General features: G+C 46.0%; 7 protein-coding genes. 6 read left to right on the top strand and 1 reads right to left on the bottom strand.

Annotation, left to right across the window (positions count from 1 at the left end):
* The first annotated feature begins 107 nt into the window (after nt 1-107).
* A complete protein-coding gene (locus PPO43_RS05000) occupies nt 108-2,288 on the top strand; it encodes an OmpA family protein (RefSeq protein WP_272620709.1) in 2,181 nt (726 codons plus the stop codon).
* A 315-nt stretch (nt 2,289-2,603) separates the two neighbouring features.
* On the opposite strand, the gene PPO43_RS04995 is transcribed toward PPO43_RS05000, so the two are convergent.
* Complete coding sequence (locus tag PPO43_RS04995) at nt 2,604-3,023, bottom strand: hypothetical protein (protein ID WP_272620708.1); 420 nt, start codon at nt 3,021-3,023, stop codon at nt 2,604-2,606.
* Nucleotides 3,024-3,261: 238 nt separating this feature from the next.
* Here PPO43_RS04995 and PPO43_RS04990 point away from each other — a divergent pair, with 238 nt between their 5' ends.
* From PPO43_RS04990 to PPO43_RS04970, 5 genes are all read left to right on the top strand, one after another.
* Nucleotides 3,262-6,495 (top strand): fibronectin type III domain-containing protein, encoded by a 3,234-nt coding sequence (locus tag PPO43_RS04990; RefSeq protein ID WP_272620707.1) that lies wholly within the window; start codon nt 3,262-3,264, stop codon nt 6,493-6,495.
* Between the two features lie 521 nt (nt 6,496-7,016).
* The gene (locus PPO43_RS04985; protein WP_272620706.1) at nt 7,017-8,957 is read left to right on the top strand and encodes an ABC-F family ATP-binding cassette domain-containing protein; all 1,941 of its coding nucleotides are present in this window, start codon (nt 7,017-7,019) and stop codon (nt 8,955-8,957) included.
* Nucleotides 8,958-9,098: 141 nt separating this feature from the next.
* Nucleotides 9,099-10,946: a 30S ribosomal protein S1 gene (gene rpsA, locus PPO43_RS04980; RefSeq protein WP_272620705.1), complete on the top strand. Its 1,848-nt coding sequence runs from the start codon at nt 9,099-9,101 to the stop codon at nt 10,944-10,946.
* Between the two features lie 274 nt (nt 10,947-11,220).
* Nucleotides 11,221-11,937, top strand: a complete 717-nt coding sequence (gene tsaB, locus PPO43_RS04975; RefSeq protein WP_272620704.1) for a tRNA (adenosine(37)-N6)-threonylcarbamoyltransferase complex dimerization subunit type 1 TsaB — start codon at nt 11,221-11,223, stop codon at nt 11,935-11,937.
* A 530-nt stretch (nt 11,938-12,467) separates the two neighbouring features.
* Nucleotides 12,468-15,617: a tetratricopeptide repeat protein gene (locus PPO43_RS04970; RefSeq protein ID WP_272620703.1), complete on the top strand. Its 3,150-nt coding sequence runs from the start codon at nt 12,468-12,470 to the stop codon at nt 15,615-15,617.
* Nucleotides 15,618-15,802 lie beyond the last annotated feature (185 nt).

Here is a 15,802-nt window from a genome sequence, read left to right as displayed (position 1 = left end):
TTTTTGTAGGGGGAACTAACTTTTAGCTTTATCGGGTATAAAGTGAGCAGAACTAGATAGGGAGTTCCTATCTTCGGGCCAATTCTCCACAAAAATTATATAATTATATGCGTTATTTAATTATCCTCAGTTGTTTTATTCCTCAGTTGCTCTTTGCACAGTCTGTACAATGGGCTTCTTCCGTTTTAGAGAAATCTTCAGAGTTTAGTTCTTCTAAACACAAAGGGCAATATGGAGCTCGAGGGGCTTTGGGTAGTCCTTCTGTAATCCCTGCCAATACAACTTCAGGTACACCTTGTGCTTGGACTCCTAAATCAAAGTCTAATGGAGATGGAGAATTTATCAAGGTGGGATTTTCTGTTCCACAGAAGGTTAAGCAGATTACGGTTTCTGAGGCTTTTAATCCAGGAGCGATAGAAAAGATTGTCGCTTATGGCAGTAAGGGGGAAGTGCGTTTGGTCTTTCAGCAAACGCCAGAATTGAGCAAAGAAAATAAGGATAAGCCAGGGAAGCTAAGTAAATTTATATTGGAAGAAAGCACCGACTTTTTGGTTGCTGCTATTCAGCTTCAATTGAATACACGTATGGTTTATGGTTATAATCAGATTGATGCCATTGGTATTTCTGAGGAGGAAGTCGACTATCAAGTAGAGATAAAAACAGTAGCTGGAGCCAATGAGGTAGGTGACCCTATAAACTTGGGAACTGCGATTAACAGTGAGGCCCATGAATTGGCCCCTTTAATTTCTCCTGATGGCCAATTACTTTATTATACTCGCCAAGATCATCCTGGTAATTTAGGAGAGAAGAAGAACCAAGATGTTTGGTGTGCGCAATTGGGCGAAGATGGGCAGTTTTTGCCTGCCAAAAATATTGGTGGTCCAATCAACAATGAACGGAATAACTCTATTTGTTCGGTGACCCCTGACGGGCAAACTTTGTTGGTCCTCAATGTGTATAAAAAAGATGGGGGATCAGATAAGGGCCTTTCTCTTTCGCATAAAGAGGGGGAGGATCGTTGGTCTTTTCCAGAAGCTTTAGTGATAGAAGACTATTATAACAATAATAAGTATGGCGAGTATAATTTGGCCAATGATGGGAAAACTTTGGTTCTAGCAATTGAGCGAGATGATACGGAAGGGGCTAAAGATATCTATGTTTCTTTCAGAAATGAGGATGGTAGTTGGACCGTCCCTATGCATACTGGCGATATGCTTAATACTGCGGCTTCAGAACTTTCTCCTTATTTGGCTGCAGATGGCAAAACTCTTTATTTTGCTACTTCTGGCCGTCCTGGTTATGGACATGCCGATATGTTTGTGAGCCGCAGATTGGATGATAGTTGGACCAATTGGTCGGAGCCCTTAAATTTGGGCCCAAAGCTGAATACGCCTGATTTTGATGCCTATTATTCACTTCCTGCTTCTGGCGAATATGCCTTTTTCTCCTCAGGTAAAGACGCTATTGGCAAAACAGATATTATGAAAGTGAAACTGCCAGAAGCGGCTCGTCCAGAAGCCGTTCTTTTGGTCCGTGGTCGGGTCTTTAATGCTTTAGATAGCACGCCCTTGGCCGCATCGGTCCAATATGAGAGCTTGGGCAAAGAAGGGCCTTCAGGGATTGCCCGCTCTAATCCTAAGACAGGAGAATATAGTTTAGTTTTGCCTATGGGGACCAATTATGGCTTCTTGGCAGAAAAGGCCAATTTCCTCTCTGAGAGTAAGTCTATTGATTTGCCCAAGGAATTGGAATACAAAGAGGTGTTGGTGGATTTGTATTTGCACCCCATGAAAAAGGGGGCTAAAATTCGCCTCAACAATATTTTCTTCGATACCAATAAGTATAACTTGAAAGAAGAGGGGCGGCAGGAGCTCGATCGTTTATTGGCTATATTGGCTCAATACCCCAAGATGAAAATAGAAATTGGTGGACATACGGATAGCCGAGGAAGCTTGGCGGCCAACCAACTCTTGTCAAATAATCGAGCAAAAGCTGTGGTCGATTATTTACAAGAACATGGTGTTTCGCCCGATCGAATGAAGGCGAAGGGCTATGGCGAAAATGAACCTGCGGCAACTAATGAAACCGAAGAGGGCCGAGCGCATAATCGACGGATTGAGTTGAAGGTATTGGAGTTAGATTTGGTGTTTTTGGGGCCTCCCCTCGCCCTCAAGGGCTCAGGGCGCTACGTTCCGGGGCTCGCTCTTCGCTCGGCCCTTCGGCAGCAAGCTGGCTCGGTCTGGCCCTGCGGGCCACCCCTACACATCGCTAGGCCATTTAGGGCCTAGCGGCCCTAGCTGCGGGCTTGCCTGCAGCTTTGTAATACGGCAAAGCGGCCCCTAATTCAGTTTAGGGGCCGCTTTTTGGTCCAATATAGCGCTTGTACAGGCGGCAAAGCCGCCGCAAAGGAGCGAAGCGACTGGCCTAGTGGCCTGTAGCCGTGCCGCCGCAGGCGGCAGACCAAGGCGCTGCAAGCGCCGCAGGGCCGAGCGAGCAGCGAGCGGCGCAAGGGCACGGCCGCCGCAGGCGGCAGGCCCCAAAAAAAACTGCATCCTCCTATTTCAGAAGATGCAGCCATAGTACAAAGTAGGCTAGACTAAAACCTAAATAGAGAAGTGAATATGTTGGGTTTCTTTCTCTTCGCAATCATGATCTTCGCAGGCTTCCACCTCTAGGTGAAATTCGGTGCCAGCGGGATAGCTAGAGAGGTCGATATCCTCTTCGATGTCTACCGTTGTGGCATGCTCGTGCACCGTCATGGGACCAAAAGGGGCGATATAACTGCTATCGCCTTCTACTTGGAGATAAACGTAGATATCATGCAAATCCTCATCAGAAGTGACTTGAACGTGAATATGGGTTTGACTGGGGTCAGTAACTGTGCTGTCATTGGTCGGAGAGAGAATGTTGATACTCACTTCTGCATGATCATGGTCATGATCGTCATCCTCGTCTTTTTCGCAAGAAGAAAATCCGAAAAGGAGGACAAAAAGGAGAAGGGGCCAAGAATAAGAAAGTTTCATTGCTTCTGTCTTTTAAATGTAACGATGTTGCAAATGTAATAATAAATGCAACAGGGTTGCAAATTTATGGCCGAAAATATTCAAGAAATGCTGTAAAAATTTGCTATAGGTCTATTTGTGCTGAGGCTTAATTTTTTGTATAAAAAAGATTAAATTTGTAACTAGCTCAAAGTTAGTTTTGCCTTGAGCGGACTGTTTTGTGTAAGCCTTATTTCATTCATATTAAATCATACACTTTATGAGAATTTATACGCTAATTGCGGCCTGTCTCTTTTTGAGCTTTGCTGGCTTGAGAGCGCAGTGTACCCAAACAGCTCCCTATTCGGAGAGCTTTGATGGGACAGCTACGCCTACATGTTGGACAGAAAGTGGTTCTGAATCATGGAAATATAGTACTGCTGCTGGATATGCTGCTGGAAATGCTCCTGACCATACTGGAAATGGCGGGAACTATGCTTGGATTGATGGTTCTTCTCCAACTGGAGCCAGCCAAATTTCTACATTGGAAACTCCTTTGGTGGATATTTCGGGTTTGACAACGCCTACATTGACTTATTGGGTGTTTAGTAATAATGCCAATAACCCTGGAGATAATAACACCTTAATCATTGACTTTTTTGATGGGGCCACTTGGAACAATGTGGATACTTTCCGTCAAGATAGCATTGATTGGGTGGAGTTTCAGGTGGATCTTTCTACTTATACGATTACGGGCAATGTTCAGGCTCGTTTTACAGTGGTAGAGGATTGTCCTACTTCTCCCTTTTATAATGACATCTTGTTAGATGATATTAGTTTTGCCGACTTGCCCACTTGTTTGACTGCTGCGAATATGACGGCCTCTAATATTACTACCTCTTCAGTAGATTTGGCTTGGACAGACAATAATACTGTTACTGCAGGCGCTTATATTGTAGAGTATGGACCTACTGGTTTTACGCAGGGGGCAGGAACAATGGTTTCGGCTACAACCTCTCCATTTAATTTGACGGGCTTAATGGCTGCTACAGATTATGATGTTTACATTCGTCCATTCTGTGGCGTTGGAGATACGGCGACCTACACCGCTCCTTTAAGCTTCACAACAGCCTGTGGTATTTTCTCTGCGCCTTACCTAGAGACCTTTGATGGTTCTGCTACACCTAACTGTTGGACTGAAAGTGGTTCTGAGGCATGGAAGTATAGTACCGCTGCTGGATATGGGGCTAGCAGTGCCGGCGATCATACTGGTAATGGTGGAAACTATGCTTGGATTGATGGTTCTTCTCCCAATGGTGCTACTCAGATTTCTACCCTAGAGACTCCTCAGGTAGATGTTACCGCTTTGACTCGCCCAGGCCTTATTTTTTGGGTATACTCTAATAATGTAGATGATCCAGGTGTAAATAATACTTTGATTATTGATATTTATGATGGGGCCAACTGGACGACTGTAGACACTATTCGCCAAGATTTTCCAAACTGGCATGAGGTCATGATAGACTTGAGCCTATTTACAATTACGGGCCCTGTGCAAGCTCGCTTTACCGTAGTAGAAGATGCAGCTAGTAGTCCTTTTGAAAATGATATCCTAATTGATGATGTTGCATTTGATGACTTGCCTTCTTGTGTGCCTGTTTCTGGCCTAACCGCAAGCAATATTACAGCTACTTCAGCTGATTTGAACTGGACAGCAGCTGCAACTAACTTCCAACTAGAAGTAGTGATGGCTGGAAATACTCCTACAGGAACTACTGCAGTAATCAATACAAACAGTAGTAGCCAAACAGGCCTGATGGATAATACAACCTACGATGTTTATGTTCGTGCAGTTTGTGCTCCTGGCGATACCTCTGCTTGGACGATGACTAGCTTCACTACACTTTGTGCTGTTAACGGAGATACTCCCACCGATCCTATCGTAGTCACTACAGCTACTTTTAATGATACAAGCAGTACGGCTAGCTGTTATACGGACTTTATGGGGTATACATCAGCTGATGTATGGTATCAAGTGGTTATTACCGACCCCTGTGTAACCACTATTGACGCCTCACTTTGTGGCTCTAGCTTCGATACTTACCTCCGTATTTATGATGCTAACTTGGTCGAAATTGCTAGCAATGACGATGCTTCTTGTGGAACGCAATCAGAAATTTTGGGCACGCCCGTTACTTACCAAGATACGTTCTATGTAATGGTGGAGGGATTTCTATCAAATACTGGTGCTTATGTTCTAGCTATCACACAAAATAGCGTAACGCCTGTAGCTGATATTAGCTATCCTTTCGCTTCTTATTGCCAAAACTCTGGACAAGTTGCCGTGACTAACAATGGTGATCTCGGCGGTATTTATATGAGCACTGCTGGCCTCGATATTGACAGCCTAACTGGTGAGATTTCTGCTGGTTCTTCTTCTATCGCAGCCTATAGCGTTATTTATGGTGTTGGTCCAAACATGAGCTGTATGGATTATGACACTGTTGCTGTTGCTATCGCTGATGCTGATACGGCAGATATTAGCTATCCTATGGCTAATTACTGCTTTGGTGCAGGTACTGTTACCCCCACTGTTTTTGCTACCCAAGGCGGTAGCTTTAGCAGCCCCTCTAATGCACTTGATCTGAACCCCACAACAGGAGCCGTCAATGTAGATAACTCTAGTGCTGGTCTTCATGCGATCGTGTATACTACACCCAACGCTTGTGCAGATTTGGATACTTTTGTCATCAATATTGATGCAGCCGATACGGCAGATATTAGCTATCCTATGAGTAGCTATTGCCTCGATGGAACGAACCCCATTGCGCAAATCAATGCAAGCAACAACGGTTTGTTCACTTCTACTCCTGGTATCGTTCTAGAAAGCTTTGGAGGTACAATTGACCTAGCCAATAGCCAAGCTGGTGCTTATGTGATTTCTTATACTACTCAAGGCAGCTGTCCCGATGTAGATACCGTTATCATTACCCTCAATGGCCGTGATGATGCTAGCTTTGTCTATGATACCACAACTTTCTGCCTAGGAACTCAAGTGACCACTTTGCCAACTACAATGGTTTCAGGCGGAACCTTCAGCAGTAGCACAGGCCTAGTTCTTGATCCTAATACCGGAACAATTGACTTTGATAATAGCCCAATCAATGCTAACCACAGTGTTACTTATACTACAGCTGGTGCTTGTAGCAACAGCGCTAGCATTAACATTGCTTTCATTGACTGTAGCACGAGCATTACAACTTGGAATGAGCAAAATATTAAGCTTTTCCCCAACCCCAACAACGGTCAGTTCCAACTCCAATTGGAGCAAGCTCTAGAGGGTGCACAACAAATTCGCATCTTCAATACTTTGGGCCAAGTAGTTTGGACGCAAACTGCAAGCATCCAACAACAATATGACTTTAACCTGAGCAATTTGCCCGCTGGCCAATATATCCTTCAACTAGAAGGTAAAGATGGCCGCCTACAATTGCCTTTCGTTTTGGCCAAATAGTTTAATTAGCTTTTGCTAATCCCTTTAAAGGTCCAGTACTTCGGTGCTGGTCCTTTTCTTTTTTTGGGGCCTGCCGCCTGCGGCGGCCGTGCCCTTGCGCCGCTCGCTGCTCGCTCGGCCCTGCGGCGCTTGCAGCGCTTTGGTCTGCCGCCTGCGGCGGCACGGCTACAGCCCCTCAGCCGCGGGCCTTCGGCCCTTTTTACTGTAGGTTGAAACCTACAGCTAGAGTGGTATTGCTTCGCAATGATATATGAATGAGGGGTAAAACCCTCATGAATTGAACGGAATGAATGGAGGGCCGAAGAAGAATGCCAAGAGCAAAAAGACCGTGGAGCGGCCTAGCGATGCGGCGGGGTGGCCGTTAGGCCAGACCGAAGGCGAAACGAAGTGTAGCCTGAAGGGCCGAGCAGACCTGCGAGCCCCAAAGCGTAGCGCAGCAAGGCGAAGCCGCAGCTGAGGCCCCAAAAAATGATTATTCCAAAGAAAAAGGCTATTTTTGCGGCGACTAAAAGAAAATAATCATGCTGAACCTTCAGAATATATATGTACAATATGGCGATCGCCGATTGTTGGACCAGGTTTCCTTTACAGTGCGAGAAAAAGACCGCATTGGTCTGACGGGCCGAAATGGAGCGGGCAAATCGACTATGCTTAAGATTATTGCGGGACATAATGCCCCTATGCAAGGCAATATCGCTGCCCCTAAAGACCTAACCATCGGTTTTTTGCACCAAGATATGTTATTGCCTAAGGGCAAAACTGTTTTGGAAGAGGCGATGACCGCCTTTGCCAAGGCGCAGGCCATGGAAAAACGCCTAGAAGAGATTCAGCAAGAGATGGAAGAGCGGACCGACTACAGCAGTGATAGTTATATGGAGCTCATTCATGAATTATCGGAACTAAACGATCGTCTGGCCTTGATTGGCGGCCAAAGTCTACAAGCCGAAGCCGAGAAAATCTTGATGGGTTTGGGCTTTTCGGTCAATGACTTTGATCGACAAACTACGACCTTTAGTGGGGGCTGGCAAATGCGAATCGAGTTGGCCAAAATTCTGTTGCAGCGGCCACAGCTCTTGCTTTTGGATGAGCCGACCAACCACTTGGATATTGAATCTATCATTTGGCTCGAGCAGTTTTTGCAGCCTTATGAAGGGGCCGTGATTGTGATTTCTCACGATAAAGCCTTTTTGGATAAGGTGACGCAACGCACCATTGAGATTGAGTTGGGCAAGGTACATGATTATAAAGCGAATTACTCTCGGTATTTAGAGTTGCGAGAAGAGCGGCAGGCCCAAATGCAGTCGGCTTTTCAGCAGCAGCAAAAAGAAATTGCCCGCAAAGAAGCCCTAGTCGATAAATTTAGAGCCAAGGCCAATAAGGCCAAAATGGCCCAATCGCTCATGAAGGAATTGGACCGTATGCAGCGGATCGAGCTAGAAGATGGCGATAGCAGTCGGATGCGCCTGCAGTTTCCACCAGCGCCTCGTTCTGGCGAAAGAGTGGCCATTGTAAAAGGCCTAAGCAAAAGCTATGGCGATAATTTGATCTTGAATGAGGTTGATTTGACCATCATCCGAGGCGAGCGCCTCGCCTTTATGGGAAAAAATGGAGAGGGGAAATCGACCTTGGTAAAAATAATGGTGGGCCAGCAACTGCCCACGGGCGGAACAAGCGAATTGGGCCATAATGTCCATTTGGGCTATTATGCACAGAATCAGGCCGAAGCCCTAGACCCCAAAAAGACTGTTTTAGAAACCATAGAACAGGATGCTCCCTTTGAGTTGCGTCCCCGCTTACGGGCTATTTTGGGCTCTTTTCTGTTTAGAGGAGAAGATGTAGACAAAAAAGTATCGGTTTTATCGGGAGGAGAACGGGCGCGTCTAGCCATGGCTTGTTTGCTTTTGCATCCCATCAATTTGTTGGTACTGGATGAACCCACCAACCACTTAGATATGCTTTCTAAGGCCATTTTGAAAGAGGCCCTTTTGCATTATGATGGGACCTTGGTGGTGGTTTCTCACGATAGAGACTTTTTGGATGGCTTGACCGATAAAGTCATTGAATTTGACCAAAAGAAGCTTAAAACCTATTTGGGCGACTCGGAATACTTTCTCGAAAAACGCCAATACGGCAGCCTTAGAGATGTTTCTTTGGGCAAAACGGCCAACAGCAGCGGCAGCAGCAAAAAGGCCAAGCCCAAAAAGGATGAAAATGATCCTGCGGTCAAGCAAGCCCTCAAACAACTCAAGAGAAATATTCAGAATGCAGAGCGGCAACTTCAGCGCTTAGAAGAAGAGAAAAATAAATTGGAAAAAATATTGGGGGATAGTGACAAATTTGGAACCCCTGACTATGAAAAAGCTTTGATTAAACACCAAGAGAATCAAGCTGCTACGGAAGATGCCATGGAAAAATGGGAAGAGGCCGAATTGGCGCTAGAAGCTTTTTGGGAGGAGGATTAAGCCTCCTCTGAAAATAAAATCATAATGGCTTGTAAAAGAGGCTTAAAAAGCTTACTTTTGCAAGCATTTTCCTAAAAAGGAGATGCCGACATTAATTTATTCACATTTTTAAACCGTCCCGGAAGGGAAACTTCCATAATTATGGAAAACGAAACTAATAATCAGGAGCTGGAGAACCAGCAAGAGCAAGTAGTAGTTGCTCACGACGATTTTGATTGGAACTCTAGCAAGTCTGGTGAATCAGCTTACTCTGCTGAAGAATTGGCCAAACTAACTGCCGAGTACGACGAAACTTTGAGCTCTGTAAAAGAGTACGAAATCGTTGGTGGTCGCGTAGTAGCTATCCAAGATGGCGATGTAGTAATCGATTTGAACTACAAGTCTGATGGATTGGTGCCTACTTCAGAATTCCGCGATATGCCCGAACTCGCCGTAGGTGATGTTGTTGAGGTATACGTAGAAACTCAAGAGGATAAGCGTGGACAGCTTGTTTTGTCTCGCCGCAAAGCTAAATTGCTTCGCGCTTGGGAAAGTATCGTTAACGCTTACGAAGAAGCTACTGTCGTTAAAGGACACATCATCAGCAAGACGAAAGGTGGTATGATCGTAGACGTTCAGGGTCTAGAAACATTCTTGCCCGGTTCACAAATCGACATCAAGCCTATCGTTGACTATGATGCATACGTAGGTAAAACTATGGAGTTCAAAGTTGTGAAAATCAACGAAGCGATCAAAAACGCTGTTGTTTCTCACAAAGCGCTTATCGAAAGCGACTTGGAAGCTCAACGTCAAGAAATCATCTCTAAATTGGAGCGCGGTCAGGTCCTAGAAGGTACTGTAAAGAACCTTACCGACTTTGGTGCATTCCTCGATTTGGGTGGTGTAGATGGTCTTCTTTATATCACGGACATCTCTTGGGGCCGTATCAAGCACCCCAGCGATGTTCTTGAAAATGGACAGAAGCTCAACGTTGTTGTTCTTGACTTCAATGATGACAAGAAACGTATCTCTTTGGGTCTTAAACAACTACAACCCCATCCATGGGATGTATTGCCCGAAGACGTACAGCCTGGCTCTACAGTTAAAGGCCGTATCGTAAACATCGAGGACTACGGTGCTTTCCTAGAAATCACTCCTGGTGTTGAAGGTCTTATCCACGTTTCTGAGGTATCTTGGAGCAGCCAGCCTATCAACTCTCGCGATTTCTTCAAAGAAGGAACTATCCACGAAGCTAAAGTGGTGACTATCGACCGCGAAGAGCGCAAAATGTCTCTAAGCCTCAAACAGCTTAGCGATGATCCTTGGGCAACTATCGAAGAGCGTTACCCCAAAAATAGTGTACACAAAGGTGAAGTGAAAAACCTTACTCCTTATGGCGTATTCTTGGAGCTCGAAGAAGGTATCGGCGGTATGATCCATATCTCTGACCTTTCTTGGACTAAACGCTATGGCCACCCTGCTGAGTTTACTAAAGTAGGTGAGACCCTAGATATCATGATCCTTGACATCGATGTAGAGAACCGCAAACTTTCTTTGGGCCACAAACAACTCGAAGAGAATCCTTGGGATACTTTCGAGAACGTTTTCCCTGTAGGTTCTGTGCATGAAGCCACTGTTCTCCGTCGTGACGACCGCGGCGCTATCGTTCAACTTCCTTACGGTCTAGAAGCTTTCGCTCCTCTCCGTCACGTGAAGAAAGAAGATGGTAGCCTTGCTGAAGTAGAGGAGACTTTGCTCTTCAAAGTGATTGAGTTTAACCGCGATGATAAACGTATCCTCGTGTCTCACTCTCGCTACTACAACGATAGCAAGAAAGATGCTGACCGCCAAGAACGCGATGACAAACGTCGCCAAAGCCGCGAAGCACAAGATGAACTCCGCAAACAGCAAGATAAAGTAGAGCGTAGCACTATGGGTGACCTCAACGTTTTTGCCCAATTGCGTGAGCAAATCGAAAACCAAGAGAAAGATAATCAGGACGAAGAGTAAGATCTAACTCCTCATTCCGATTCATAATAAAGCCCTTAGCCTCTCAATTTGCATTGAGAGGCTATTTTGTTTTTTTAATTACTGCTGTTATTTTTGGGGCCTCCGCTGCGGCTTCGCCTTGCGGCGCTACGTTGCAGGGCTCGCAGTTCTGCTCGGCCCTTCGGCGCTTTGCGCCTCGGTCTGGCCTGACGGCCACCCTTGCACATCGCTAGGCCATTGGCGCTCCCCGCCCAGCCCTTATTTCACGCCCTTTACGCTAGAATATTTATTTGTTATGGACCAATTGATACTCGTTTTAGAAAGCAGCAGCCGAAAAACTTCGGTGGCGCTGATTAAGAACGGCCACTGCTGGCTAGTAGAAGAAAGTACTGGAAATACTGGCGACCCCGCCGCAGAACTCACGCTTTTTGTCCAAAAAATACTGCAGCACGCCCAAATTAAAGGGAGCCAATTAACCGCTATTGGGGTGAGTAAAGGGCCAGGCTCTTATACGGGCTTGCGCATTGCCTATTCTACTGCCAAAGGCTTGGCCTTTGCCTGGCAATGCCCCCTTTTGGCCCTTGATACCCTAGCCGCCTTGGCTTATGGAGCCAAATGGAACCAAGAACTGCCCGCCAATAGCCTTTTAGTTTGTCTAGAAGATGCCCGCCGTGGAAATGCCTATGCAGCTATTTATAACTTGGCCCTAGAGCCAGTGAAATCGCCCTTCTTTGTGTCACTTAAAGATTTAGACTTAGAAGGGTATAAGGAGGAACAGCAAATATATTTGCTGGGCTCTGCCGCTGCAGCTTATCAAGAGTTGACGTCACAAAATGGTAATAATTTTAATATGTTGCCTTTGACGGAACCCTCTGCTCGCTTTTTTGAGCAATTGGCCCAAAAAGAATATGAACAAGCCCTATTTGCTGATTTGGCGTATTCTGAGCCCTTTTATCTAAGAGCTCCACATTTAACAAAACCCAAAAAGAATAAATTCTTTAGCCAGAAGTAAGTTGATTTTGAGTAGTCACTTTTTGTACTTTTGTTGTGGTTTATTTGGGGAGTAAAAAACTTTTATACATATTTGTGACAGCACAAGCTGATTCGCTTTGCGGCTAGTCTGTTCAGATATTGTTCTTATCATGTTCTTTGCTTGTTCTTCATACACTTTTTAGGGGGTTAGTTTAAAAACTAACAAAGAACGACTAGCTAAACGGTCCGATGATTATTCATCGGGCCGTTTTTTTTATGCCCTCAAGGCATTATTTTTGGGCCTAGTCTCTACAAATTACTTTCTTGGAGCAGGAGGCGGCGCAGCCGCCTTGGCCTAGCGATGCGGCGGGGTGGCCGCAGGCCAGACCGAGCTTTTGAGCGTAGCGAAAAAGCGAAGGGCCGAGCAGACTTGCGAGCCCCAAAGCGTAGCGCCGCAGCTTTGCTGCGGAGGCCCCAAAAGCATAAAACAGTTAAAAAACTGTATCTTTAGCTAAGAACTTATTAGAATGATTCTCTAGGAAAGACTCCTTAAAAATTAAATAGAACTTCATGCAACCAAAGCTGAAAAAACTGGTCTATGGCGGACTGCTGAGTCTTGCGAGTTTGCAGGGCATACAAGCGCAGCAAACAGCCGTATACAAAGACCCTCAGGCGGCATATCATGCGGCCATCGAATTTTATGAACAAGCCCTTTATGGCAAGGCCGAAGATGAATTGGGCCAATTGTTGGCCCCTAATCAGGCGCTTTATGCAGAGCAGGAATTGCCTGAATTGTATCGCCCAAAAGCAGAACTTTATGCGGCTCTTGCGGCCCTGCGCTTGGAGCGGCCCGATGCCGAAAACAAACTTTTGGTCCTGATTAAGAAATATGAGCCCATGTCTGTGGCAGCTCAGGCCAAATTGGAAGTGGGGCGTTATTACTATGCCCAAAGAGATTATAAAAAGGCCATTAAATACCTCAGTAGCATCAACTTTAAGGATCTTAATGACCTAAGCAATGAGGAGTTGATTGAGGCCAAATTCCAGTTGGCTTACTGTTATTTTGTGTCTAAGGACTTTAAGAAAGCCCAGCCCGTTTTTGCCCAAATCAAAGGGACCAAAAGCGAGTATACTTTTCCCGCCAACTACTATTATGGTCTCTGCTCTTTCTTCCTGAAAGACTTTGATGCGGCCTTGGCGAGCTTTGAAATTGCCAATAAATCGAGCCGCTACGAAAAGGTGGTCCCTACCTATATTACGCAGATCCACTTTATGAAAAAGGATTATGATAAAACAATTGCCTACGGCGAACCCTACACCAAAAGCAATACGGTGCGGGAACGCATGACGATTGTGCAGGCGGTGGGCCAAGCCTATTACGAAAAGAAGAATTATCAAAAAGCGCTTCCTTATATGGAAGAATACGCCAGCAAAACGCCCAAAATGACAGAAGATATCTTCTATCAATTGGCTTATACTCAATATCGAGCTGGAAAATATGAGGATGCCGCTGCTAACTTTGAGCAAATTGCTCGATTAGATAATAAGTTGGGGCAAAATGCTCGCTACAATCTAGCCGATTGTCAACTCAAACTAGGCCGAAAAGAGGAAGCTCGCCTCTCTTTTAAGCAGGCCGCAGAAATGAAGCAGGACAAAGAGCTGCAGATTGACGCTAAAATGAATTATGCCAAATTGTCTTATGAATTGGGCCTAGACAATGACGCTATTTCGGCTTTTATGGAGTTGCTCAACACCAAATACAGCAACGAATCGCAAAACTTGATGAGCCAGCTCTTCCTCAATACTCGCGATTATGAAAAAGCCCTGAGCATTTTGCGCAGTATCGACCGCAGCGAGCCTTCTCTCAAAGAGGCCTTCCAAAAAGTGGCTTATTTCCGTGGTGTGCAGCATTATAAAGCCAGCAATTTCACCAAAGCCGTAGAGCGCTTTAATGAGTCTTTGGGCTCGGCTGTGCATACCGAAACCACGGCCCTGGCCCATTTCTGGAAAGCTGAAGCGCTTTTCCAATTAGACCAATTTGATAAAAGTATTGATGAGTATAATCGCTTTACTACCGTAGCGGCTGCTGCTCCTCAATTACCCGCCAATTCCACTAAAGGAACGGCCCATTATGGCCTAGGCTACAATTACCTCCGCAAAAATAGCTACGATAATGCCGTGGGCGAATTTGTGAAGGCGGTCAAATATATTGAGCCCCGCCTGAGCAAAATTAATGATCGACATGTCTCTAATTTTGTCTATCCCGATGCCCTCGGCCGTGCTGGCGATTGCTACCTCTATCTGGGGGGAACGAATAATTATACCGCCGCCGCTGGCTATTACGAACGCATTGTGGCCAATAATTTCCCCAATGAGGATTATGCCATGTATCAGCTGAGCTTGATTTATAGCTTGACCAACCAACCCCAAAAGCAGTTGCGCACCCTAGCCGATTTGGTGGGCCAACACCCTAGTTCAATCTATGCCGATGATGCGCTTTATGCCATGGGAAGCACACAGATTAACCAAAATGAATTCGATCAGGCCAAAGGAAGCTTTGACCAACTGATCGTGAAATATCCCGATAGCGAGTATACCGCCAAAGCCCTCTATAAATTGGGAGTGCTCTCTTATAGCCGCGATATGAACCGCGAAGCCCTCGATTATTTCAAGACGGTGGTGAGCAATAATGTCCAAACAGAGGAAGCAAAGGCCGCCCTCAACTTTATCCGAAAAATCTATATCGATCAAGGCGATCCCGACGGCTTTATGGCTTATGCCTCTACTTTGCAAGGCTATAATTTCTCTGATATGGCCGCAGATTCTCTCCTTTATGAGTCGGCTGCCTCTTCTTTCGATCAGGAAAACTGGCCTGCTGCTGCCGATAATTACAGCAAATATCTCGATCGCTTTCCCAAGGGACTCAATAGTATGTCGGCCCACCTCAACCGAGGTATTGCCTACTATAACCTCAAGGAATATCCCAAGGCCCTGAGCGATTTCTCTTATGTAGCAGAAGCCAAGGAGCCCAAAGCCCCCCCCGCTATGGCCGAGGAAGCCAATCTGTTGGCAGGTCGAATTTGCTACCATATTACTGAGGATTATGCCAAGGCTCTCACTTATTTCCAAGGCCTAGAACAGTTCGCTTCTAGCCCCGAAAACCGCTCAGAAGCTCGCTTATTCGGTATGCGCTCTGCCTATTATGGCCAAAATTATCAGGCCTTGAAGGGACTCGCCACAAATTTCCTCAAAGAACCCAATGCTAGCGCCGCCAACAAGGCCGAAGCCCATTTCTACCTGGCTAAAGCACAACAATTAGCGGGTGAAAATGCTAAAGCTATGCAGTCTTATAAGGAGAGCCTCAAGCTGGTTGATGACGATATCAACGCCTCTGAAGCCCATTACCAAATTGCCAAAATTACTTATATCCAACGCGATTTGGATGGCGCACTAGAACTGGCTTTCCAAAATAATAAGCTGCTGGGCCAACACCTCAACTGGTTGGCGCGCAACTTTATCCTCATTGCCGATATCTATGCCGAACAAGGCAAACTAGATGCGGCCAAAGGTACCCTAGAAAGCCTATTGGGCAACTTCAACGGCGAACCCGAAATTGTGAAGGAGGCCCAAGATAAACTGGCTCAGGTCAAACAAGCTATTTCTTCTAATAGCCGCCTGCGCCGCAATGATGGCAGTGGCGAACTGGAAATGATTGATTAAATTTTTCTTTTTAGGGGCTGCCCCGCCCTTCGGGCGGGTCGGGCTGTTCCGCAGCTCGCTGTTCGCTCGGCCCTGCGCTGCCAAAGGCAGCTTGGTCTGGCCCTGCGGGCCACTGCTGTCCATCCCTCAGCCGCGTCGCTGCGCTCCTTTTGGCGGCTTCGCCGCCTGTCCACTCTAAAATAGAT

Origin of the sequence: Saprospira sp. CCB-QB6, from assembly GCF_028464065.1 — a bacterium.
In the GTDB taxonomy this organism is placed as follows: Bacteria; Bacteroidota; Bacteroidia; order Chitinophagales; family Saprospiraceae; genus Saprospira.
The sequence above is the reverse complement of the archived record's forward strand: the minus strand, read 5'-3'. Positions and strand labels throughout refer to the sequence as shown.